Genomic DNA, 23,427 nt, shown 5'->3' on the forward strand with positions numbered 1-23,427 from the left:
ACGGAGGTCTCCGATAGCACCGCAAAGGCGTGCTAGCCCGGGGGTCAGTTCTTCGTGGAACGCTTGACCTCTGGCATTGAGAGAGAGTCGTCCGCCCCTGCGGTCAAATAGCGGACACCCCAAGCTATCCTCTAACGCGCGGATACGCTGAGAGACGGCGGGCTGTGTCATGTGCATTTCGTTCGCCGCCGCTGTCATCGAGCCGAGCCTGACGGTGGCTTCGAAGGCGATCAGGCCGCGCAGTGACGGGAAAGCCCCCAGATCCGGGGGCAGCAGGGCGGGCATGTAGAATCTCGACGCTGATCCGGCCCGGCGGCTGAGGCTCGGGGACAGGTGAGCCGCCTCTATCAGAGGCATTTATACGTCACCCAATGGGCGGCATCAACTGTCCGGTTGGCTCCCCCGAGATCAGACGGGGCTATCGAAACCGCCGGCCGGTTCCGCGCCGATTACCTCGGGATCAAAGGGCTGGCGGGCGAATACCCGGCGCAACGCAGGCTCGAAATGTTCGAGCGGGGGCGTCGGGTAATCCGGATCAAAGGATGCCTGATCGTAGCGCTCGCAGAAATCGACGCACTTCTGGTACCAGGGATGGTCACGGTAGCGTTCGCGCTGGTTCGGGTCTTCGCCAAAGTGGTGCGCATAGTAGACTTGCTGAAATAATCCGTGATGGTGAATGATCCAGGTCACCTCGGCCTTCACGTAGGGGCGAATGATGCTGGCGGCCAGCTGTGAATGATTGTAGGGCGCAAGCTCGTCCCCCAGATCATGCAGCAGGGCGGCGATCACCAGATCATCGTCGCCGCCGTCGGCCTCGGCACGCGCCGCGGATTGCAGCGAATGCTCCAGTCGACTGACCCGGTAGCCGCTCAGGCCATGCGCCAGGTGTCTCAGGGCCTTCAGAAGGCGCTCGACCAGCTCCGCGTTAAACTGATCTTCGAGCCGCTCCAGAAACCGGTATTCCTCGGCGGTACCATCTTTCATCTGTGTGAATGCCACGTGATTCATACGTAACTTTCCTCCGTTAATGCAGGTTCGCCAGCCTCTTGGCGAGCCTTGATCAGCGTTGTGGCGAAGCGCTCGCGTGGCCCGTCGCTGTCCAGGTAGCACCCCTGAAGATGCCGCCGTCCCTCCTGGGTATCGAAGGCGGTCCGGCCATGCAGCACGCGGTTGTTATCAAACAGCATCAATTCGCCGGCGTTGAGCTGGAAGCGGATTTCAAAGGCAGGATCAGCGAACAGCTCCCCAAGACGCTGACGCGCCAGATGAAACAGGCGCGTCCTGGCGGGTGACAGGTAAGGCAGGCTGTCAAGGCGCGGGCTGTAGTGTACACCGACGGGCTGCCCGTCAGCGTCGGTGCGAATCATGCAGCGGCGGGCAGTCAGCTCGGTACCGGCATCGATGAAACGATACCCGACCGGGGTGGTACGCAATAGCTCGTAGCCCTCGGGTTGCTCGTGTCTCAGCACGTCAAGCACCTTGATACTGTCGACCAGCGTGGACAGGCCGCCGTGGGTTTCGTTGATCAGACAATGCAACAGCTGGATACCGGGCACCGGGCTGCGATAGGGATTGTCGGTATGCGGGCCCAACGCCACGCTGCGATAGGCCAGGTCATTGCCGGCAGGGCGCGAATATACTTCGAAGTAGCGACCGAAATTGGTTTCCTTCACGTAGCCAAAATGTCGCCCGACTTCCAGGATGCGCTCAGGATCGGTCGGCACCCCGGTAAGAATGATGTAGCCCCGCTGCAGATAAGCGCTCAGCGCCTGATGAAAGGCCTCGTTATCGCCCATTTTCTGCCAATCGAACCGCTGGGCAGTCTGATCGATGCGGCTGTCCCAGGCAATGGCGTCGGGAAAGGTGCTGTCGCCGTCGAGTTCAACCGCCAGGGCCTCAAGATCGTAGACCTCGACGTGGCCATCGCTGAAGGAAAGCTCGGTGTGTGTCGGGCTCAAGGGCTGCGCGCTGCTCAGCGTCAGATCCGGGTCGATCCGGTGTGAATCGAAAAGCCGCTGACAGGTCAAGGCATCCAGCTGCTGCGGATCCTGGGTGCGCTCGCGTAGCCATAATGGGCTGATGGGCTCAAGGCCCGAGGGCGTCACCCGGTTGAGGGTAATGGGCGAGTCGGTAAGGATCAGTGAGGTGACGGGCATGTCCGGGCTCTCTAGCAGGATAATGGCATTTGATTGGCCATTTTTAACGTACCCGCGACGTAAACAGTAGAGGGCGGATGTTATCATCGTCATGCCTTTTTCTTATGGGAGTCCGTTACTCCCTTCGGGAAAAGATTTGGCAGAAGGATGCATCCCGCGCGCAGAAAAAATAGAATGCGAATAGCTTTCAGTTATCCAAGCGACGCTTCTGACAAACGCCGCTTACCACCAACGGCGGGATACGCATATGGCAACGACAAAAACGCCAACGGCACCCACGCACACTCTCGAGGCGACCGCGCCGGTAACGGCGCTTTCGCTCAGCGGCGTGCGCCACCGCTTTGACCAGCATGTGGTGGTCAAGGGCGTGGAGCTTACCGTGGAACCCGGCGAGGTGGTGTGCCTGCTGGGCCCCTCGGGCTGTGGCAAAACCACGCTGCTGCGCATTGCCGCGGGGCTTGAGGTGCTGCAGGAAGGGCGCGTCAGCCTCAGGGGCGACACCGTGGCCGCACCGGGCCGGCGTCATGTTCCACCGGAGAAGCGCAGCGTCGGCCTGGCGTTTCAGGACTCGGCGCTGTTTCCACACCTGTCGGTGCTGGAAAACGTCATGTTCGGCCTGAAGCCGCTGCCCGCCGCCAAGCGCCGCGAACGCGCGCTTGCGCGCCTTGAGCAGCTGGGCATGGCAAACTACGCCGATACCTACCCGCACATGCTTTCCGGTGGCCAGCAGCAGCGCGTGGCGCTGGCCCGCGCGCTGGCACCGGAGCCTCGGCTGATGCTGCTCGACGAGCCGTTTTCCAGCCTCGATGCGCGCCTGCGCGACCAGATCCGCGATGACACCCTGCACGTGTTGAAAAAAGTCGGGGCGGCCACATTGCTGGTGACCCACGACCCCGAAGAAGCCATGTTCATGGCCGACCGCATTGCGCTGATGCGCGACGGCACTATCGTCCAGACCGGCACCCCGCGCGAGCTTTACTGCGCGCCCTGTGATCCGTTCGTGGTGACGTTTTTCGGCGAGGTCAACGAGCTGTCCGGCGTAGTGACAAACGGAAAGGTCACCACGCCGGTGGGGACGGTGGAAGCGGGCTGGCTGCCCGAAGGCAGCGACGCCACGGTGATGGTTCGCCCCGAGGCGCTGCGCATTACCGAGCGGCCGGATAGCGCCACTGCCCACGAACACAGCCACGTGGTCATGGCCAAACTGCTGGGGCGCTCAAGCCTGATTCACCTGTGCGCCCACAGCCAGAGCGGCGAAGAGGCGCACCTGCACGCCCGGGTGCCCGGCGTGTTTCTGCCCGCTGAAGGCCAGCCGGTCACTATTGATCTGGATTTATCCCAGGTGTTCGTCTTTGCCGCGGCCGGCGCGGCTGCCGGGGCGGGAACGGCGCATGGCGAGGCTGAGTAGAATCACCGGAATAATGCCCACCACCACAATCGCCAGCGAGGCCGTCGAGGCCTCGGCAAGGCGTTCGTCGGACGCCAGGTTGTGCGCCCGCACGGCCAGCGTATCGAAGTTGAACGGGCGCAGGATGATGGTGGCGGGCAGCTCCTTCATGGCATCCACAAACACCAGAATCCCCGCCGCCAGCAGGCTCGAGCGCATCATCGGCGTATGAATGCGCCGCAGGGTGCCGCCGGCGGTCTGGCCCAGCGTGCGCGCGGCGGCGTCCATGCTCGGCGTGACCTTGCCCAGGCTGGCCTCTATCGCGTTGAACGACACGGCCAGAAAGCGCGCCACGTAGGCGTAAATCAGAATGAACGCCGAGCCGCTGAAAATCAGCCCGACGATCTTGCCGTAATGGTCGTTCAGCCAGACGTTGATGGTGTTATCCAGCCACGCGAACGGAATCAGTATGCCCACGGCGACCACCGAACCGGGAATGGCGTAGCCCATTGAGGCCACCCGCGAGCTGACTCGGGCGAACGGCGTGTTGTGGATGCGCACCCCGTAGCTGAGCAGCAGCGCCATGCCCACCGCCAGAATCGCCGCGCCCACGGAGAGCCCCAGGCTGTTGGCGGCAAAGCCGATAAAGCGCGGGCCGAACAGCGAGTCGCCCTGTTCAATCGCCAGATTGAGCAATATTCCGCTGGGCAGCGCAAAGCCCACCAGTACGGGTATCGAGCAGGCCAGCAGGGCAATGCCGGCGCGCCAGCCGGCAAGCGGGTATTCGGGCAGCTGCTGGTAGCGGTTGGTGGTGTGAAAGTAGCGCCGCTTGCCCCGTGACCAGCGCTCAAGCAGCACAAACAGGATGACAAACGCCAGCAGGCAGGCCGCCAGCTGGGCGGCCGCCACCGGCTCGCCGAGGCCAAACCAGGTGCGGTAAATGCCGGTGGTGAAGGTATCCACACCGAAAAACTGCACCGCGCCGAACTCGTTGAGGGTTTCCATCAGCACCAGCGAAACGCCGCCCACCAGCGCCGGGCGCGACAGCGGCACGGCGACGCTGGCAAACAGGTGCCAGGGGCCGCGCCCCAGCGTGCGGCCGACGTCGAGCACGCACACCGACTGTTCCAGAAATGACGCCCGCGCCAACAAATACACGTAAGGGTAAAGCACCAGCGTAATCAGCGTGGCCGCGCCGCCCAGCGAGCGCACGTTGGGAAAATAGTAGTCGCCGTATTCCCAGCCGGTCATATCGCGCAGCATGCTTTGCAACGGCCCCGCCACCTGCAGAAAATCGGTATAGGCATAGGCGATAACGTAGGTCGGCACCGCCAGCGGCAGCAGCAGCGCCCACTCGAACACGCGCTTGCCGGGAAAACGGCACATCACCACCAGCCACGCCGTACCTGTGCCAATCACCAGCGTGCCCGTGCCCACCAGCAGCACCATCCACAGGGTGTTGGTCAGGTAGCGCGGCAGCACGGTAGAGGCCAGATGCTGCCAGACATCGCCGGCGGGCAGGAAAATATGGCTGAATATCACGATGACCGGCAGCGCCACGATCAGCGCAATCGCAAACAGAATGATCGACCATGCGCTGAAGCGCTGCGAGACGCGTGCGCGAAACCGATGGGCGAGGGCAGGCAGCCCGCGACGGGCGGAATGAGACAAGAGAAACCCTCCTTTGAGCCGCTCGGGCGAAACGTTGACAGGTGATAATGCGACAAACTCCCAGCGGCAAATAGTATCATCCGCGCCACCTGGCCTGCAGCAAAGTTGGCAGAGACGCCGCTAAAGCACAGACCGTTAAGAACAGACGGTTTAAGGAGACACCATGAGCGACCCACTGCCGCCGGCAGACGATGCGCGCGGGCTAAGCGCCTTGCTGTGCCACGCCGCCCGGCTCAAACGCCGCCGCGCCCGCCGGCTGGTGTGGCTCGCCAGCGGTGCGACAACCGGCCGCCGGCGCGCATTGGCGCTGTGGCAGTCACGCGACTGGCACGCGCCCCTGTGGGTGGGTGAAAAGAAGGTGAGTGATGAAACGCTAGCTGAGCCACCCGCGCTGCCCGCCGCCAAGGCGCGCACCCGGCTGGGCCAAGAGCACGGGCTGGTGGTGTTTGACGCCAGCGCGGGCTTTGACCCCGACGCCCTCGGCGCGCTGGGCGGCACGCTCACCGCCGGCGGGCTGCTGGTGCTGATAACGCCGGAAGAATGGGGCAGCACGCCGGATGCCGACTATCGCCGCATTGCCGATTATCCGCACGATCCTCAAGCGTTGAGCGCGCACTACCTCGCGCGGCTGGCGCGCCTTTTAGCCCATGACGCCGGCGTTGTGGCGTGGCCGGCGAGAGCCGCCGCACCGCGCCTGCCACGGCTTGCCGCCATGCCCGAAAAAGCCCCTGCGCCGGACGACCCCGACTGCGTGACGCCGGATCAGGCCCGGGCGGTGGCCAGGGTGACGCGGCTAAAACGCCGCCGGCCATTGGTGATTACCGCCGACCGCGGGCGGGGCAAAAGCGCGGCGCTGGGCATTGCCTGTGCGCGGCTGCTGGCCGCCGGCGTGGCGCATATCGTGGTTACCGCGCCGCGCCCGGACGCGGCGGCCGCGCTTTTCGCCCACGCCGAGGCGCTTATCGGCGGGCGCAGCCCGGCGCTGGAGTTTATCGCCCCCGACGCGCTGACCGCGAAGGTGGAAGCGGGCACCCTGGGCGGCGACGGCAGCTACCTGATGGTGGATGAAGCGGCGGCGATACCGCCAGCGCTGCTGGGCCGCTGGCTGGCGGCGTTTCCGCGCATTGCGTTTGCCACCACCGTTCACGGCTACGAAGGCTCAGGGCGCGGCTTTGCGCTTCGCTTTCGCGAACGCCTTGATCGACAAACGCCCGGCTGGCAGGCGCTCGAGCTTGAGACGCCGGTGCGCTTTGCCCCCAGTGACCCGCTGGAAGCCACGCTTGCTCGCCTGCTGCTGTTAAAAGCCGAGCCGCCAATGCCTGACGCGGGCTCTGAGCAGGGTGTTAGCTGGCTTGAGCGTAGCGCGCTGGCCATCGATGAGCCCACCCTTGAGGCGCTGTTTGGCCTGCTGGTGCAGTCGCACTACCGTACTACGCCCGGCGACGTACGCCAGCTGCTTGACGGCCCAGCTACGCGCATTGGCGTGCTGGGCGCGGCAAAGGCGCCTGCAGGCGTGGTGGTCATGCGCGAAGAAGGCGGCTTTGACGCTGACCTTGCCGAGCACGTGGCGCGTGGCGAGCGCCGCCCCCAGGGACATTTACTGGCCCAGTCGCTGGCCGCCCACGTCGGCTGCCGTCAAGCGCTGACCGCCTGCTGGCAGCGCATCACGCGGGTGGCCGTACACCCCGAAACCCGCCGGCAAGGTGCGGGCAGCGAGCTTTTGTGCCATGCCCGCGCTGCCGCGCAGGACAGCGGGGCCGATCTATTAGGCGCGACCTTTGGCGCCGAGGCGGGGCTAGTGGCGTTCTGGCGCGCCGCCGGTTTTACCCCGGTGCGGCTGGGTATCTCCCGGGATACCACCACCGGCGAATACGCGCTGATGGTCGCCCGGGCGCTGACCCCGCGCGGCGAGGAAGTGCTCGCGGAATTGACCCAGCGCTTTGTCGCCGAGCTGCCCGCATTGCTGGCCTTTGAGCTTGACGGTTTGCCGGTTGATGCCCTGGCGCTGCTGCTGGGCACGCTGCCGCCGCCCACGTTGAGCGCCGCGCTGCGCCGTGATTTGCACGACGTTGCCTACGCCCGCCGCGACCCGCGCCTTGCCCGCCCCGCGCTGCAGGCGCTCGCCGTTGCAGCTGCCCAGCGCCCGCTCAACGCTGATGCCCAGCGCGCCTGTGGGGCGCTTGCCGGCTTTGCGTATCAGGATCGGGCGTTTGCCGGCAGCCGCAAAGAGGCTACCTTGGCGCTGCGCCACGCCGTGGCCACGCTGCTGAGCGCGGCACAGATAGACTGAAGGAACCGGGATAGGCCGAAGAGGGGGTTCTACGCCATGGATGGCGTAGGTAGCGTCCAGGGATGGATTCACAGCGCCCCTTATCGGCCTGTCGACGGCTCCGCCGTGTAGATACGATCACCGGTGATAACTCAGACGTCGTCAGTCGGTACACTTTCGCCGGTTAGCGCGGGGGAGTAAGGTGTCAGGATTACCGACGAGACGAGCTTCCATGAACGAACACCTTGATACGCTAAGCCCCGCGCCGGTCTGGCGCCATTTCCGCACCCTGTGCAACACGCCCCGGCCGTCAGGCCACGAAGCGGCGCTGGTGGCCAAGCTTGAAGCCTGGGCAGACGGTTTGGGCCTTGCCCACGACCGCGACGCCTTTGGCAACCTGCGGATCAAAAAGCCCGCCGCTCAAGGCTGTGAAAACGCCCCCGGGGTTATTTTGCAGGGGCATTTGGACATGGTTGCCCAGGCCAACGCCGAGCGCCCCCATGATTTCACCCGCGACCCCATCAGCACCTATGTAGAAGACGGCTGGCTGCACGCCGACGGCACTACGCTGGGCGCGGATAACGGCCTTGGCGTGGCCGCTGCGCTGGCGCTGCTGGAAAGCACCGACGTTGCCCACGGGCCGCTCGAGGCGCTTTTCACCCTGGAAGAAGAAACCTCCATGGGCGGCGCACTGGAGCTGGCGGAAGACTGGCTGGAAGGCAAGCTGCTGCTCAATCTTGACAGCGAAGCGCGCGGTGAGGCCTACATCGGCTGTGCCGGCGGCAGCGACGTGGTGGTCGATGCGCGCCTGCCCGAAGCCCCGCTTGAGGCGCACGAGCGCTGCCTGGATATCGCCCTGACCGGTCTCAAAGGCGGCCATTCGGGCATGGATATTCACCTGCCGCTAGCCAATGCCAACCGCCTGCTGGTGCGCGTGCTGCGCACGCTGGAGTTTGCCGGCGCGCGGCTGGTGAGTTATCAGGGCGGCACGCTGCGCAACGCCATCCCCCGGGAGGCGTTTGTGCGGGTCGCGCTGCCGGCTGATGAGATCGACGCGGTGACGGCCAAGGTGGCCTCCCTTGAGGCCACGCTCAGGGCCGAACTGGGCCAGCCGGATAGCGGCTTTGCGCTAGGCGTTACGCCCACGCCGCCGGCAGACACCCCGGATGAAGCGCTGACCGTGGATGCCAGCGCCATGCTGGTAGCAGCGCTCAACGTTGCCCCCTGCGGCGTCGAACGCATGAGCGCCGAGGTCGAGGGCGTGGTCGAAACCTCCAATAACTTGGGTGTGCTGAACCTGGAAGGCGGGCGCTTTCATCTGTGCGCGCTGGTGCGTTCGCTGCACGACAGCGCCGTTGCGGCCATGATCGACCGCTTTCGTGCGCTGTTCGAGCTGATCGGCGCGCGGGTCAAGGCCGAGCACGGCTACCCGGGCTGGGTGCCCGACTCGGACAGCCCGCTGCTGGCGACGTTTATCGACTGCCATCAGCAGCGGCTTGGCCGCGAGCCGGCGGTGAAGGTGATCCACGCCGGTCTGGAATGCGGCATTCTGGGGAGCAAATATCCAGCGCTGGACATGATCTCGTTCGGGCCGACCATTCGCGGCGCGCACTCGCCCGATGAAAGAGTGGATATCGACTCGGTGGACGAGTTCTGGACGCTGCTCAAGGCGCTGACCGAAGCGTTGGGGCGTTGAAATTAGTAGGAGGCCGGTTTACCGGGCGAAGCAGGCCAACGGCCTGCCTGGGTTGCATCGAGTGCGGCGGGGCATGCGGTCGCGCGGCAGAGCCGCCCTCCTACGGCAGAGGGTGACAATCACCCAGTGTTGTAGAAGGCTGGCTCCGCCTTGGCGGGCATAAAAAACGGCACCCAATCGGGTAATGCCAGTCAGTTAAGCCTGACTGGCATTTTTCGTCTGGTCGGATACTTCTGCGGCCTTTGCTTGACCGATCTGGGATAAGATCTCTCACGTCGCGCCGGTAGGATAAAAGACGGTGCCATGTCCAGCATTGACTGAATTACCTCGGGAATACGGCCTGGCGAGACCCAAGGTAACACCGTTAACTCCTTGATAATCCAATGAGCCGCCTGATGAAAGCTGAGCTGATTCGGGTGGACGGCTTTTAAACTGTAAGCCATGCGAGCCATCTGAAACCGAATCAGATTGTAGGCGAGTAACGTGCCCCAAAGCTCTTGGCAGATCATCTCGGGCGTCCGACTGCGCAGCGTCATACGATTCCCCAGCAACGATTGCTTGATTTCCCGATAGCCCAGTTCGATTTCCCAGCGGTAGCTGTAAAGATCGACAATATCCGCCGCTGGAAAACGCATCGGGTCCGTCATTGATGTCAGTACTTGAACCTCTTTTCCATTCACTTTCCGCCGTAGCAAGCGCGCGGTGACCGTCGACGGTAAACCGGGCCACTTCTTTCGGGCTTGCGGAGAGGACGTTAATGTCACCAATCGATCCTGCCGACCCAGCGACCGCTCTTCCTGGTACTGTGTGCCCTTTTTTAACGGAATAAGCCAGTGACGCTGCTCGCCTGCACTTTGCCAGGCATGCAACAGCCCCAGCGAGTAGAAACCACGGTCAAACAACGTCAGGGAGTGATCCGGCGTGCTGGTGATGAGCTCTGGCGTCAAGTCCATCTCGCTCCTCGCCACACTATCGAACGCGGATCCCGTCAATAGATGACTGGTTAACTCCATCTGACACACCATACGGACCTGCGGATAACCGGCTTCATGGTGTGCGTTACGGGTCCGGGCAAATGTGGTGTGGTTCTCGGGAGAATCAGGCGTGCGCCATACGACACCATCAACGCCCAGCAAGGTCAGGCCGCACCAATGCGGGTGAGGCGTCTGTTGGTGCCAAAGCGCTTGTGTCTGCTCGAAGACACGCTTCACGGGATCGACTCCCAGCCGTTGACGTGCCTGAACCACGGCGCTGGGTGCCACAAAGGGCCGTTTTCCGGGCAGCATAATATCAAGATGGTTGACGATCTGGCCCATGGGAATATGCCGGAACAAGGCCATCCCGACCACGGCCCAAACGACCATGTCCAGCGGCAGTCGTCGTTTACGTAGTGTGGCGACGCCGGCCTCCTCGAGGCAGGTATCGATCAAGTCGGGAGACAGCACCTCGGAGAGGCTGGAGAAGTCGTCGGGTACTGCTTTGGCGATGGCACCAATAGCTTGACTGAAATGCATACAAAAATCCGGCATCAGTAAGTGGCTGATGCCGGAATATCGCATTACCTGCCAGGTGATGAAAGGCTTAACTGACTGGCATTACACCCAATCGGGTGCCGTTTTGCTGTGGGTGCCGTTCCGGGGGCTTAGCGACCGAGGTAGGCGTTGAGCATCCAGATGGTTTTTTCCTGCTCGCGGATGTACTGCCCGGCCTGATCGGCGGTGCCTTCATCGTCGGCGTCGGAGGCCAGCGCCAGCACATCACGCTGCAGCTCGATGATGGTCTGGTAGCCCTGGAGGATGCCTTTGACGCAGCTTTGTCCATCGCTTACGTCCTTGTCTTCGACGATGCGCGAGAGCTTGGCGTAGTCGCTGTAGGCATGCACCGGCGTGTAGCCCAGCGTCAGGATGCGCTCGGCTACCTCGTCCACCTTGGTCAGCAGGTCGGTGTAGAACTCTTCAAACTTGACGTGCAGCTGGAAGAACTCTTGGCCCTTCACGTTCCAGTGATAGCCGCGAACGTTCATGTAGAACGTCTGGTAGTTGGCGAGTAGCTGATTGAGTTTTTCGGCCAGCTGCGCGGCGCTACTTTCTGGTAGGCCAATGCTGTTGGTGTCGGTCATGCTGCCTCCTGGTAAAAGCCGCGTGGCGGCGTTGGAATCAGTCAAACCCGTATTGCGCAGGTTTTGGCTTACCCTGATTAATGCCGGCGAACCGGCATTAATTCAAGGGGGTGGGATGTTTAGCGCGTCGACTTAGCCGGCCGCGTGCCACAGGCGGGCGATGCTGTCGCAGCGGTCGGTTAAAAGCTCGGCGGTGCGTGCCATGGCGTCTTCCAGCGTAATCGGGCCGTCGGCCAGCGCGAACGCGGCGGTAACGCCTTCGTCGTGGCAGGCATGCCAGCCGTCGCCCAGCGCGCCGGCGAGCACCACTACCGGCTTGCCCGCGGCCTTGGCTGCCCGGGACACGCCGATGGGCGTCTTGCCCGACATGCTTTGGCCGTCGAGCTTGCCTTCGCCGGTGATCACCAGGTCGGCCTTGGCCAGGCGCTCGGCCATGCCGGCCTGCTCCATGATCATCTCGATGCCGGGCTTGAGTGTGGCGCCCATGAAGGCCCGGGCGGCAAAGCCCATGCCGCCGGCGGCACCGGCGCCGGCCATGTCGCGGTCGTCCTGGCCAAGCACCTTGGCGCTTACGTCGGCAAAGTGGCCAAGGGCGGCGTCGAGCTCTTTGACCACCTCGGGGTTTGCGCCTTTTTGCGGGCCGAATACGGCGGTCGCGCCGCGCTCGCCGAGCAGCGGGTTGTCCACGTCCACGGCGGCTTCTACCTGCAGTGCTGCCAGGCGCGGATCAAGGCCGGAGATATCCAGCGTCTTGAGCTCGGCGAGTGCCGCGCCGCCGGGCTTGAGCGCATTGCCGTCGGCGTCGAGCAGCTTGGCACCGAGGGCCGCCAGCATGCCGGCACCGGCGTCGTTGGTCGCACTGCCGCCCAGCAGCAGCAGGGCTTTTTCCGCGCCGGCGTCGAGGGCTTCAGCGAACAGCTCACCCACGCCGTAGGTGGTGGTGGTGCGCGCGTCGCGCTCGGCAGGCGTAAGCTGCTGCAGGCCGCTGGCCTCGGCCAGCTCGATGTACGCGGTGCGCTCGTCGGCAAGCCAGCCCCAGGTGGCGGTGGCCGGGCGGCCCAGCGCATCCTGCACCTTGGCCGTGCGGCGTTCGGCGCCGGTGGCCATGATCAGCGCTTCAAGGCTGCCTTCGCCGCCGTCGGCCATCGGGCAGGTTTGCGTGTGTGCCTCGGGCAGGGCGCGCTGTATGCCGCGGGCCATGGCATCGGCGGCGTCCTGAGCGCTCAGGGCATCCTTGAAACTGTCGGGGCAGAGCAAAACGTGCATCGTGCCAACTCCTTACTGGTGGTCTGTTGTTGGTGTTATGGGGTCATAAAACGGTCTACGGGCTAAAGCGACAGCCCTTCGATCTGGCCCAGCAGCTGGTCGCGCGCGCTGGCCTGCTGGTCCTGGGTATACGGCCGGGGCTCGCCCTGGCCCCATACCGGTGCTGGCCATGCCTCGTCGCGGCGGGTGCGCACTACCACGTGAACGTGCAGCTGGCTGACCACGTTGCCAAGCGTGGCAATGTTGATTTTGTCGCCGTGAAAACCGTCTTTCATCGCCGCCCCCAGCGCGCCGGCTTCGCGCCACAACTGCTGTTGGTCGGCGGCGGACAGGTCGAAAACTTCGCTGACGCCGGGCAAGCGCGGCACCAGTATTGCCCAGGGGAAGCGCGCGTCGTTCATCAGCAGAACGCGGCACAGCGGCAGCTCGGTGACGGGCAGGGTATCCGCTTCCAGGCGCTCATCAAGGGCAATATCATTCATCGGCCGGCCTCTCGGGGTTGGGCGAAGGGTGCGCAGAATGCGACGAAAGGCCAAGAGCATAGCAGGCCAGCGCTATCGACCAACATGGTCGGCGCGCACTTTGTTAAATGCCGCCAGATTAAACACTGGCAAACGCAACGCTGTTAGGCTAATTATACGTCAAGGACGCGTCCTTGTGCGTGAGCGATGTTGACCTCTACACCGGTCACGACATCATAAAACCTGTTGAAAGGAGCCAACGATGAAAGCGATTACCACCAAAAGTGCGGTGACAAAAGTGCTGCTGAGCGGTCTGGCCGCGTTGCTGATGGCCGGCATGCTGACCGGCTGCAACACCTTTGCCGGGATGGGGAAAGACGTGGAAAAAGGCGGTGAAGCCGTGCAGGACGCCGCCAACAGCTAAGTTTTTCCACTGCCGGGCAGATTGTCTCTGCCCGGCAGTGGGCTATTGATAGCGATCCTTCCACGCCTGCCGGCTGACCTGATCCTTGAGCATTTCCAGCGCGTCGATCAGCACCGCCTCGGTGACTTCGGCGCTGCCTTCGTCGACCTTCAGCCAGGCGTCAAAGCCGCTGTCGGCGGTATGCGCGACCAGCGTACGAAATTCCCGCGAATGAATCCCCTGCGCCAGCTCGTCCACCAGCCGTTGCGCCACGCCGGAAAGCGACGCTTCAAGGCTTTGCGACACCGCGCTGCCCATGGGCAGACGCTCCAGCCGCCGAATCTCGGGGCTTTCCCGCAGCGTGCGGCCGACCACGTCGCTGATATAGCCCATGACTGCGTCGCGATTGCCGCCGTAGGCCTGACCGGCGCTGGCCTCGATGCGCTGGGTGATCTCGTGAATCAGCTGCTGCTTGCGCGGCGCCACGACCCGGTTGATGACGCTGTCGGCCAGCGAGCTGTTGGCGCTGACCTGCTGCTGCACGTTGCTCAGCAGCCGCACGGCAATCCGGTCGGACAGCTCTTCAAGCAGGATGTCGTAGTACTTGGCCACGAAACGGTAGGCCGCCCAGCGTTTAATGTGGATCAGCCCCAGGCGGTTCAGGCGGTGCAGCAGCGAGATAAGCCGCAGCGCCCGCAGCAGGCGAAAGCCGGTGAGCGGAATGCAGCCGAGCACGTCGTACCAGTGCACAAAGGGGTAGAAAAACCAGCGGTGGTAGCGCCGCTCGACAACCGCTACCGTCCAGCCGAGCAGCACATCCACGAGAAACAGCGCGACAAACGCCAGGTCGATCCGGAAAAAACGCTGGTGGATGGTGCTGTCATACCACGCGTGCGCCGCCGGGGCGACGGCCTGAAACGCCTCGTTCAGCGGCTCGACCAGATACAGGGAATCCACCAGCAGCAGCGTCAGGTTGGCCACCACGGCGATGATGATCAGCACGTCCCAGCTTAAGTGGGCGATTTCGGCCGCGCGCGGTAATGGCCGTACGCGATGCTTGGCAAAAGGCGGTGTGGCAGACATTCAGCTTCCTCTCGGCGGCGTTAACGGGATGCCAGGTGCTCCTGCTGGGCGCGTTCCTGAGCCTTTTCGGCTTCCTTGCGCAGCTTCTTGCGCAGCGCCGCTTTTTCAAAGCGTAGCTTCTGCAGCGGCGTATTCAGCGACAGCGGCGGTACCTTGGCGGGTTTGCCGTTGTCGTCGACCGACACCATGGTCAGATAGCAGCTGTTGGTGTGGCGGACGATCTTGTGGCGAATGTCCTCGGCCAGCACCTTGATGCCGACTTCCATTGACGAGCTCCCCACGTGGTTGACGGACGCCAGAAACGTCACCAGCTCGCCGACGTGAATGGGCTGCTTGAACAGCACCTGATCCACCGACAGCGTGACCACATAGTGACCCGCATAGCGGCTGGCGCAGGCATAAGCCACTTCATCGAGTTTTTTGAGGATCGCGCCGCCGTGTACCTTGCCGCTGAAGTTGGCCATATCCGGCGTCATCAGCACGGTCATGGAAAGTTCCTGCTGGTCGGGCAGCGTTGCATAGTGCGTATCGGCACTTTGGGTCATGTGAAGCCTTCGGGGTCAGAGGTACGGTCGTCCGTAGCATAAAAAATCATGAGCAAGCACGATAGAGGAACGCCGCGATGGCGTACAGGCTTATACCCGACTTATAGCCGGGTTTATAACCACAGCAGCCCCGCGCTGATCAAAGCGCCGCTGACCAGCAGCTGAAGCAGGCCGATACCCAGAATATCCCGCGCCTTGAGCCCGGTAATGGCCAGCATGGGCAACAGCCAGAACGGCTGAATCAGGTTGCTCCAGGCATCGCCCCAAGCGACGGCCATGGCCGCGCGCGGTATGCCGACGCCCAGCGCCTCGGCGGTGGGAATCACGGCCGGCGCCTGCATCAGCCACTGTTCGCCGCCAAACGGCACCAGCAGGTTCAGCGCACCGGCGCTGATAAAGACCCAGAAGGACAGCGATGCGGCGGTGGCCGGGGCTATCAGCGCTTCGGTCAGCGACAGGGCCAGTCCCGACTGCGCCATGACGGCCATGATGCCGGCATAAAGCGGGAACTGGAGGATCAGGCTGGCGGTGTTTTCGATCCCCGCGCGCAGGCAGGCGTACAGCCGCTGTGGCGTGCGGTGCAGCAGCAGCGCGGCGGCAAACAGCGCCAAATTGAGCGTATCAAGCGTTAGCCCCTTTCTCAGCCATAGCGCGTCGTAGAGCACGAACGCGAGCCCCAGTCCGGCGACAAGCCGGGAAAGCCAGCGGCTGTGTTCCAACCGCTCGACGGGGCGGGAAAAGCGTGGGCCGCGCGGCGTCTGTGCGGCGTTATCGGGCGGCGGGGTGTTCGTGGCGTCGGCGGCGCCGCCCGAGCTTAGCAGCCGGTTGAACAGCGGCAGGGCAACGCAAAGGCTGGCGACAATGCCCAGGTTGAACGTCGTGAACAGTGTGTCATCAAGCCCCAGGGTGCCGATCCGGTCGGCGAAGGGGTGGCTCTGGCCGGCAATGATGTGCGGTATGCGGCCGCTCAGCCCGCCGTGCCACACCACCACGCCCGAATAGGCGCTGGCGACCAGCAGGCGGTAGTCCACCGGTACGTGGCGTGCCAGCGCCCGGGCACACAGCGCGCCCGCCACCAGCCCCAGCCCCCAGTGCAGCAGGCTGGCTGCCAGCGCTACCAGGCTGACCAGCACCAGTGCCCGGCCGGGCGTGTGAGCGACGCCGGCCAGCCGGGACCACCCGCGGTTGAGCGGCGCTGCGCCGGCCAGCGCAATGCCGGCCAGCACCATCAGCAATACCTGCATGGAAAGCGCCAGCAGGCTAAAGGCGCCGTTGCCCCACATATCCAGCACCGCCAGCGGCGATTGCCGCTCCACGGCCACCGCCGCGATAATCACGGCCAGGCTCAGCAGTAGGGCAATAATCAGCGAGTCGGGCAGGTGGCGCTCGACCAGCCGGCGAATCGCACCCGTGACAGTACGCGTGAACGTACGGGGGAGCGTGCGAGTGAATGTGCGGGTAGCAGATTTCAGCATGGCAATTCGTCTTGTGGAGTCAGGGAGGCGTGCCGGCCGTCAAGGATGTTCGCACCAGCGCGTTTTCCGATAGCGTTGATAGTAGCCGATCAGCACCGCTGAACGCACAAGGGTAAATAACATAAAGGCCAGCCACAGCCCGTGATTACCCAGCGGGCGGGTTAACCACCACGCGGGGAGATACACCGCCAGGCTGATGAAAATGCTGTTGCGCATTTCCTTCACCGCCGTGGTGCCGATAAACACGCCGTCGAAAAAGTAGCTCCACACCGCGATCAGCGGCATCACGACCATCCATGGCATGTAGACAGCCGCGGTGTCGCGCACCTCGGGCAGGTCGGTCAATAGCGCAATCAGGGCGTTGCCACCCAGCGCAAAGCACAGCGCGGCGGCAAGCGCGGTGTACAGCGAAAGGCGCGCGGTCGCGCCCACGGTGTGGGCAAAGTCGGCCCAGTCGCGGCGGCCAAAGGCGCGCCCAATCAGCGACTCCGCCGCATGGGCAAAGCCGTCCAGCGCGTAGCTGGTGAGCATGATGAACTGCAGCAGGACGGCGTTGGCGGCCAGCACCGTGTCGCCCTGGCGGGCACCCTGCGCGGTAAAAAACGCCATGGCAAACAACAGCCCCAGCGTGCGCACGAACAGGTTGGCGTTGACGCTGAACAAGGCCTTATAGGCTGCCAGTGCGAGCAGCTGCTGGCGTAAAAACTGCCCCGGCAAGCGGCCCAGCTGGCGCAGCACCAGATAACCGCCGAAGGCGAAGGCCGAGTAGTCGGCCAGTACGCTGGCCCAGGCTACGCCGTTGCTGCTCATGCCCAGCCCCACCACAAACCACAGGTCGAAGACGATATTGACGCTGTTGGTCAGGAGTAAAATCCACAGCGTCACCCGCGAGTTCTGCTGGCCGAGAAACCAGCCCAGAATCGCATAGTTGGCGAGCACCGCCGGGGCGGAAAGCAGGCGGATTTCGGCGTATGCGCGCGCCAGCGGCGTGGCGGTGGCGCTGGCATCGAGCAGCCCCAGCCCCAGAGTGATCAGCGGCGAGCCAAAGATGATAAGCAGGGCGCCGATGACCGCCGCCATGATCAGCGCCTGGCCCAGCAGGTTTTTTACCGCCGAGGCCTCATCACGCCCGGCGGCCTGAGCGGTCAGCCCCGTGGTGCCCATGCGCAGAAAGCCAAAGCCCCAGTACAAGAAGCTGAACAGCGTCGCCCCCAGCGTGACCGCGGCCAGATAGCGTGAGTCGGGCAGATGGCCGACCACGGCGGTATCCACCAGTCCCAGCAGCGGCACGGTAATATTGGAGAGGATAATCGGCCACGCCAGCGTCCAGATACGCCGGCGGGTGGGAGTAGAATGCGGGGCATGCGTTGCGGTCACGGAGGCTCCGGTGAAAAGCAGGGCCGTTTTTAGTGGCCGTAGCGTGTCTTCAGCGCCTCGGCGACTCGAGGGTGCACCAGCGGTGAGACGTCGCCGCCGAGCTTGGCAATTTCGCGCACGATGGTCGAGGAAATATACGAATTCTCGACCGCGGGGGTGAGAAACACGCTTTCAAGCTCGGGGTTTTGCGCGCGGTTCATGTTGGCCAGCTGCAGCTCGTACTCGAAGTCCGACACGGCGCGCAGCCCGCGCAGAATTACCGTGGCGCGCTGCTCGTGCATCATCTGCGTCAGCAGCGTGGAAAAGCCGATCACTGAAACGTTGGCAAGCGACGCGCAGGCCGCCTGCGCCAGCGCAATGCGCGCGTCGAGGTCAAACGCCGGGCGCTTGCCGGGGCTGTCGGCCACGGCCACCACCACGTGATCAAACAGGCGCGCGCCGCGTTCGATAATGTCGAAGTGGCCGTGGGTCACCGGGTCAAAGGTGCCGGGATACACCGCGGTGGTCATCACGTCTCCTCGTCGCCCTTGTCGTCGCTCGGGTCGTCGTTGAGACGGCCGAAGGGGTTGTCGGTGTGCAGCGAGACCGGTCGTGCATAGCCGGGAATGTGAATGCGGTCGGCGTGGATTTTGAGCTCGGGGCCTTCAAGCACCGCTTCGCCAAACTGGTAGCGCGGCTGGTAATGGCCAAGGTCTGCCTGTTGCAAATAGGCGGCGGAAGCTTCGCGCACGCGTTCGCGGCGCTCTTTCCAGGCGCTGATGGCCTCGGCGCCGTGGCGCTGGGTCAACAATCGTTCGGTCACACGGGGGGACAGAACCACGCCGGTGGCGTTGTTGCCGCCAAAGCCCTTGGCGTTGATAAAGCTGGCGTCGGCGTCAAACGCATAGGGCGTTTTCGAGAAGCGCAGCCGCTCGGCGTACACGTCGTCGGCGACGGCGTCGAGGGTGTGAATGCCGGGAATCATGCTGTGGGCAAAGCTGCCCAGGGCGCTTGCCAGCTGGTCGCCGGCGGCGGAGCCCTGAGAGTGGCCGACAAACGCCTTGATCGCGGTCACCGGCCAGTCGGTAATGCCGTGGGCCCGGGCGATTTCATCGAACACGTGGGATTCGGTGGTGCGGTTTTTCGGCGTGCTGGTGCCGTGGGCGTGGAGAAAGGTGCGCTCCCTGAGCGAGGTTTCGCCGAGCATGTCGCGAACCAGCGCTGCCGCTTTACCGAGGGTAATGTAGTTGCCGATGCCGGGGGCGGAAATCGAGCGCTTGAAGCCGTCGGCGTTGACGAACACCTCGGGTACTGAGCCCAGAATGTCTGCGCCCTGCTCAAGCGCCAGCGAGTCGTCCATCAGCATCACAAACTGGCTGGCTTCGGCCATGGTGAAGCCGCAGTTGCGCGCAAACGGACGGCAGGCGCGCTGGTAGTCGGCGTCGGTCAAAAGCTCAAGCGCGTCGAGCGACTGGAGGCCGGCGTCGTCGGCCAGCGCGCCCATGGCGCGAAAGCCCTCGATAATCTCGGGCGTGATCGGCGCATCGGCGGTGCCAACCATGACCACGCGGCGGCGCCCGGCGCGAATGTCGTCGATGCCGAGGCGCAAGTTGTACAAAAAGCTCGCGCAGGCGCCCAGCGCCGCGCCGGTGCCGCCGACGCTGCCCAGCACGTAGGCGTTGATAAAGTCGGCGGGCATCTGGCCGTAGCCCAGCGGCATTTGCTTGGAGGTGGCGCGCTGGCCGGTAACCAGACTTTTCAGCAGCCCGCCCCAGCCCTCGTCGTCCAGCTGGCCGATGGAGTTGCCGGCGTAGACCGCCACCTGATCGGGGTCGAGCCGGTCGCGCAGTCTTTCCCAGGCAAGGCCGCTGGCGTTGAGGCAGTCGCTGGCGCCAAATACCGCCATGGACAGCCCGCGCGGGTGGTGCACGCTGCGATACAGCGCCGCCGGCTCAAAGCCCCGGGGCAGCTGGGCGGCGGCTTTCACCTTGGGCGTGTGGGCGTCGGGCAGCAGCGCGTTGAAGTCGCCCTCGGGCACGCTGACCTCTACCGTGCGTCGGTCAAGCTCGCGCACTTCCCAGTGCTCGGGCAGGTGCTCGGGCAGCTGGCGGCGGCGCAGCACAAAGCGCAGCGGCGCTTCCAGTGCAAGCGTCGCCTGACGGTTGGCCGGCAGCCCGGGCGCGCTGAAGCGGGCATCTTCGTTGCGGCGCACGAGGGTATGCTTGAGCACCGCATTGCGCAGCTGCTCAACGTCCGCCGGGGTGTCAGAGGCGACAGTGCCGGGTTCGACAAGGCGCATCAGGGCGGCGAGGCCCTGTAGGGTCTGGCGTTGTTGGTCGGCGGGGAGAGCATCAAGCACAGTGCGGCGAAAGGCCTGGTGGCCTGAGGTTCTGCCGGCAGGGTTGATGCCGCCCATGCCGACAATCACCGGTAAATGTGACAAGCCGGGTTCCTCGTGGTGCGGTAATGTAAAAACGGGTAGCGGCCGTCGCCTGCGCGGGCGAGCGCCTGAGAAGTCAATGTCTGGGCGTGATCATAGCACCGGCTATGCAACGGCGTCATGCTGCGAGCACATTAGGCTGGTAGAATCATGCTTTTTTGTGCGAGAACCGCCATGCAGCCGCCGTCGTCATCGTCCACCAACGCGCCACCGCCGTCATCGCGGGTCGTGGTGTCTTCCCAGCCCGGGCCACACCATGATCTGGCGCGCCGCGTGTCGCGGGCGCTTGCCAGTCCGTTGCAAAAGCCGATTGCCGAGCACACTCAGGCCGCGTTTTATCAGGCAGAAGCCTGGCTGGTCGCGCAGAACGCGCCGTTGATCCTTGATGCCGGCTGCGGCGTGGGGTTATCCACCCGGCGGCTGGCGGCGACGTTTGCCGACCACGCGGTGATCGGCGTGGATCGCAGCGCCGATCGGCTGAGTCGCGATCACGGCGCCCTGCCCGACAACGCGTTGCTGGTGCGGGCGGATCTGGTGGACTTCTGGCGTTTGGCGCTGCGCGCCGGCTGGGCGCCTGCGCGCCACTATGTGCTGTACCCGAACCCGTACCCCAAGGCCGCGCAGCTGAAAATGCGCTGGCACGGCCACCCCGTACTGCCGTCGCTTTTAGCACTGGGCGGGCGGCTGGAGCTGCGCACCAACTGGCGGCTGTATGCTGAAGAGTTTGCCCTGGCGGTGGTGCAGGTCACCGGCCGCGAAGCGACGCTGGCACAATACAATCCGTCGGGTGACTACCTGACCCCGTTTGAGGCCAAGTACGAGCAAAGCGGTCAGCCGCTCTGGCAGCTGACGGCCAACCTGGAGAGAGCATGGCATTTGTCTACCTGATTCTGGCGGTTCTGGCCGAAGTGGTCGCCACCAGCGCGTTAAAGTCGTCGGCCGGCTTTACCCGGCTTGCGCCCAGCGCGGTGGTCGTGGTCGGCTACGGGCTGGCGTTTTATCTGTTAAGCCTGGTGCTGCGCACGCTGCCGGTGGGCGTGGCCTACGCCATCTGGGCGGGGCTGGGCATTGTGCTGGTTACTCTGGTGGGCGTGGTGGCGTTCGGCGAACGCCCGGATGTGCCCGCGGTGCTGGGTATTCTGTTGATTGTGGCGGGCGTGGTTGTGCTGCAGATGTTTTCGAAAATGAGCGTACATTAAGGACGATGACCATGATGGCTATTTTTGCGCGGCGCGCCGCCACAACCCTGGCAGCCGCCGCGCTGACGTTCTACACCGGCTCGGCGGCCTGGGCGGATTTTTCCCGTCTGAACCAGCTGCAAGACGAGGGCTTTGCGATTAGCGCCGAGGCGCGCCTGCTGGACGGCCCGCAGCAAACGCTGGGCAGCATTAGCCCTACGCGCGCGCTGTCGCCGGCCTCGGTGACCAAAACCTACATGGCGGCGGCCACGCTGAATCGCTTTGGCCCGCAGCACCGCTTTACCACGCGGCTGAAAAGCCTCGCCAGCGCCGATGATGACGGCGTGCTCAACGGCGACCTGTGGTTTGAGGGCGGCGGCGACCCGGGGCTGACCAGCGAAAACCTGTGGCGGCTGGTGCAGCGACTGCAGCAGGCCGGCGTGCGCCATATCAACGGCGGACTGGTGGTCAGCCAGTGGCGTTTCGGGCCGGTCAAGTGCATTACTACCGATCGCTGCGAAGCGCAGGAAAAGGTGGCCAACGCTTACAGCGCGCCGCTCTCGTCCGCCGGGGTGAACTTCGGTAGCTGGTGTCTTAACGTCGCGCCCGCCGACAGGCCCGGCGAGCCGGCGCGGATTACTCACTGCGACGGCCCCCAGGCGCTGACGGCGGTGGATAACCAGCTGACCACCAAGCCCGACGACAGCGGCACCCAAATCAGCGCCGTGCGTTTGACCGGCACGCACGGCGACGTGGTGCGCGTCAGCGGGCAGATGTCCACCAACGCCTGGCCGCGTGATATCTACCGCGGCGCCAGCAACGGCGCGGAACAAACCGCCGACACGTTGACGGCAATGCTGGGGCGCTTCGGCATTACCTTTGCTCAGCCGCCCAGAGTGACGACGGCAGAGGTGCCGCAGCCGGCCAGCACACTCGCCGCGGTTGACGGCAAGCCGCTGCAGGAGCTGTTGCTGCGCACGCTGAATTATTCCAACAACTACATGGCCGATGTGCTGGCGCTGGATCTGGTCGAAACGCCCCACGCCGAATTGGAGCAGGCCGGCAGGGCGCTGGAAAGCTACGTGGCCACGCTGCCCGGCCACGGCGAGGTGACGCTGAAAAGCGGCAGCGGCCTGACCACCGACAATCGCACCACGGCCCACGGCATCAACGTGATGCTGGAGTCGATGTATCACCAGAGCTCGCTGTTTCCGAGCTTTGTGGCCGCGCTGCAGTCGCCGGAAAACGGCGTGATGACGTTTACCCGCCGCGGTCCGGAGAGTTTTCAGCACAACGTGATGATGAAAACCGGCACGCTCAACGAGCCGTATGCCGTGCGCGCCGCTGCGGGGTATTTCCGCACGGCCACGGGGCGCTGGGGGGTCTTCAGCGTGCTGGTCAACGGCAGCTCGACCACGCCCTACCTCAACTGGACCAAGGTGCTTGAGCCGCTGGCTGTTGACCTCGACGCCATGATCACTGCGCATTGATCGTGACCGACTCCACCGTGACTGATGCATGACGACTGAACGAGGTAAAGGCATGAAGCCACGGCATACCGGATTAACGCACCTGCTGCACTCAACGCGCTACTCGCTCAAGGGGCTTACCGCGGCGTTTCGCCACGAAGCGGCGTTTCGTCAGGAAGTCTTTCTCTGTGCGCTGCTATTGCCGCTGGCCGTGTGGCTGGGACAGAGCGTGGCGGAGGTCTTGCTGCTGGTGGGCAGCTGCGTGCTGGTGCTGGTCGCAGAGCTGCTCAACAGCGCGATTGAAAACGTGGTGGACCGCATTGGCACCGAGCACCACGAGCTTTCCGGCCGCGCCAAGGACATCGGCTCGGCGGCGGTGATGCTGGCGCTGCTGTTCGCCGGACTGACCTGGGCGCTGCTACTCTGGCAGCGCTTCTGGGGCTGAGACGACAG

General features: G+C 64.3%; 21 protein-coding genes and 1 pseudogene. 8 read left to right on the forward strand and 14 right to left on the reverse strand.

What is annotated here, in order from left to right; genetic code table 11:
* Positions 1-75 precede the first annotated feature (75 nt).
* From B5495_RS15135 to B5495_RS11185, 3 genes and pseudogenes are all read right to left on the reverse strand, one after another.
* Positions 76-357: pseudogene (locus tag B5495_RS15135) on the reverse strand (helix-turn-helix domain-containing protein); the annotation flags it as partial.
* Between the two features lie 51 nt (positions 358-408).
* Positions 409-1,008 (reverse strand): HD domain-containing protein, encoded by a 600-nt coding sequence (locus B5495_RS11180; RefSeq protein WP_079553772.1) that lies wholly within the window; start codon positions 1,006-1,008, stop codon positions 409-411.
* On the reverse strand, positions 1,005-2,156 hold the full coding sequence (locus B5495_RS11185) for a TauD/TfdA family dioxygenase (protein WP_079553774.1): 1,152 nt from the start codon (positions 2,154-2,156) through the stop codon (positions 1,005-1,007). Before B5495_RS11185 ends, B5495_RS11180 begins: the two co-directional genes overlap by 4 nt.
* A 247-nt stretch (positions 2,157-2,403) precedes the next feature.
* Here B5495_RS11185 and B5495_RS11190 point away from each other — a divergent pair, with 247 nt between their 5' ends.
* Positions 2,404-3,564, forward strand: a complete 1,161-nt coding sequence (locus B5495_RS11190) for an ABC transporter ATP-binding protein (RefSeq protein ID WP_079553776.1) — start codon at positions 2,404-2,406, stop codon at positions 3,562-3,564.
* On the opposite strand, the gene B5495_RS11195 is transcribed toward B5495_RS11190, so the two are convergent.
* Complete coding sequence (locus tag B5495_RS11195; protein WP_079553778.1) at positions 3,490-5,214, reverse strand: ABC transporter permease; 1,725 nt, start codon at positions 5,212-5,214, stop codon at positions 3,490-3,492. The two genes, B5495_RS11190 and B5495_RS11195, sit on opposite strands and share 75 nt — an antisense overlap.
* A gap of 163 nt (positions 5,215-5,377) precedes the next feature.
* On the opposite strand from B5495_RS11195, the gene B5495_RS11200 reads away from it, so the two are divergent.
* Both B5495_RS11200 and B5495_RS11205 read left to right on the forward strand, forming a co-directional pair.
* Entirely contained in the window at positions 5,378-7,504 is a 2,127-nt protein-coding gene (locus B5495_RS11200; RefSeq protein WP_079553780.1) for a tRNA(Met) cytidine acetyltransferase TmcA, read from the forward strand.
* A gap of 211 nt (positions 7,505-7,715) precedes the next feature.
* Positions 7,716-9,179: an aminoacyl-histidine dipeptidase gene (locus tag B5495_RS11205; protein ID WP_079553782.1), complete on the forward strand. Its 1,464-nt coding sequence runs from the start codon at positions 7,716-7,718 to the stop codon at positions 9,177-9,179.
* Between the two features lie 191 nt (positions 9,180-9,370).
* Here B5495_RS11205 and B5495_RS11210 read toward each other — a convergent pair whose 3' ends face one another.
* The 4 genes from B5495_RS11210 to B5495_RS11225 all read right to left on the reverse strand — a co-directional run bounded on the left by B5495_RS11210 (position 9,371) and on the right by B5495_RS11225 (position 13,046).
* Complete coding sequence (locus B5495_RS11210) at positions 9,371-10,693, reverse strand: IS4 family transposase (protein WP_079550486.1); 1,323 nt, start codon at positions 10,691-10,693, stop codon at positions 9,371-9,373.
* Positions 10,694-10,821: 128 nt separating this feature from the next.
* Positions 10,822-11,298 (reverse strand): Dps family protein, encoded by a 477-nt coding sequence (locus tag B5495_RS11215; RefSeq protein WP_079553783.1) that lies wholly within the window; start codon positions 11,296-11,298, stop codon positions 10,822-10,824.
* 132 nt (positions 11,299-11,430) lie between these two features.
* Positions 11,431-12,564 (reverse strand): glycerate kinase, encoded by a 1,134-nt coding sequence (locus B5495_RS11220; RefSeq protein WP_079553785.1) that lies wholly within the window; start codon positions 12,562-12,564, stop codon positions 11,431-11,433.
* 62 nt (positions 12,565-12,626) lie between these two features.
* Entirely contained in the window at positions 12,627-13,046 is a 420-nt protein-coding gene (locus B5495_RS11225) for an HIT domain-containing protein (protein WP_079553787.1), read from the reverse strand.
* Positions 13,047-13,287: 241 nt separating this feature from the next.
* Between B5495_RS11225 and B5495_RS11230 the strand changes: the two genes are divergently transcribed.
* Positions 13,288-13,449, forward strand: coding sequence for an entericidin A/B family lipoprotein (locus tag B5495_RS11230; protein WP_079553788.1), 162 nt, complete (start codon positions 13,288-13,290; stop codon positions 13,447-13,449).
* 42 nt (positions 13,450-13,491) lie between these two features.
* On the opposite strand, the gene B5495_RS11235 is transcribed toward B5495_RS11230, so the two are convergent.
* The 6 genes from B5495_RS11235 to B5495_RS11260 all read right to left on the reverse strand — a co-directional run bounded on the left by B5495_RS11235 (position 13,492) and on the right by B5495_RS11260 (position 20,303).
* Positions 13,492-14,511: an ion transporter gene (locus B5495_RS11235; protein ID WP_079553790.1), complete on the reverse strand. Its 1,020-nt coding sequence runs from the start codon at positions 14,509-14,511 to the stop codon at positions 13,492-13,494.
* Between the two features lie 20 nt (positions 14,512-14,531).
* Positions 14,532-15,056 (reverse strand): acyl-CoA thioesterase, encoded by a 525-nt coding sequence (locus B5495_RS11240; protein ID WP_079553792.1) that lies wholly within the window; start codon positions 15,054-15,056, stop codon positions 14,532-14,534.
* A 113-nt stretch (positions 15,057-15,169) separates the two neighbouring features.
* Positions 15,170-16,531 (reverse strand): TIGR00366 family protein, encoded by a 1,362-nt coding sequence (locus tag B5495_RS11245; protein ID WP_079553794.1) that lies wholly within the window; start codon positions 16,529-16,531, stop codon positions 15,170-15,172.
* 39 nt (positions 16,532-16,570) lie between these two features.
* Positions 16,571-17,908, reverse strand: coding sequence for an MATE family efflux transporter (locus tag B5495_RS11250; protein ID WP_079553796.1), 1,338 nt, complete (start codon positions 17,906-17,908; stop codon positions 16,571-16,573).
* 29 nt (positions 17,909-17,937) lie between these two features.
* The gene (coaD, locus tag B5495_RS11255; protein ID WP_079553798.1) at positions 17,938-18,417 is read right to left on the reverse strand and encodes a pantetheine-phosphate adenylyltransferase; all 480 of its coding nucleotides are present in this window, start codon (positions 18,415-18,417) and stop codon (positions 17,938-17,940) included.
* A complete protein-coding gene (locus B5495_RS11260) occupies positions 18,417-20,303 on the reverse strand; it encodes a beta-ketoacyl synthase (protein WP_079555054.1) in 1,887 nt (628 codons plus the stop codon). The genes coaD and B5495_RS11260 overlap by 1 nt, the downstream gene beginning before the upstream one ends.
* Before the next feature lie 198 nt (positions 20,304-20,501).
* On the opposite strand from B5495_RS11260, the gene trmB reads away from it, so the two are divergent.
* Genes trmB through B5495_RS11280 form a run of 4 tightly spaced genes read left to right on the forward strand, consistent with a single transcriptional unit; the run spans position 20,502 to position 23,419 of the window.
* Complete coding sequence (gene trmB / locus B5495_RS11265) at positions 20,502-21,215, forward strand: tRNA (guanine(46)-N(7))-methyltransferase TrmB (RefSeq protein ID WP_079553800.1); 714 nt, start codon at positions 20,502-20,504, stop codon at positions 21,213-21,215.
* On the forward strand, positions 21,197-21,526 hold the full coding sequence (locus B5495_RS11270) for a DMT family transporter (protein ID WP_079553802.1): 330 nt from the start codon (positions 21,197-21,199) through the stop codon (positions 21,524-21,526). Before trmB ends, B5495_RS11270 begins: the two co-directional genes overlap by 19 nt.
* 11 nt (positions 21,527-21,537) lie before the next feature.
* Positions 21,538-22,995 carry a D-alanyl-D-alanine carboxypeptidase/D-alanyl-D-alanine endopeptidase gene (gene dacB, locus B5495_RS11275; protein WP_231897179.1) on the forward strand — a complete coding sequence of 486 codons (1,458 nt, stop codon included), beginning with the start codon at positions 21,538-21,540 and terminating at the stop codon, positions 22,993-22,995.
* A gap of 52 nt (positions 22,996-23,047) precedes the next feature.
* Complete coding sequence (locus B5495_RS11280) at positions 23,048-23,419, forward strand: diacylglycerol kinase (protein WP_079553806.1); 372 nt, start codon at positions 23,048-23,050, stop codon at positions 23,417-23,419.
* Positions 23,420-23,427: the final 8 nt, after the last annotated feature.

It is taken from the genome of Vreelandella subglaciescola (assembly GCF_900142895.1).
Classification (GTDB): Bacteria; Pseudomonadota; Gammaproteobacteria; order Pseudomonadales; family Halomonadaceae; genus Vreelandella; species Vreelandella subglaciescola.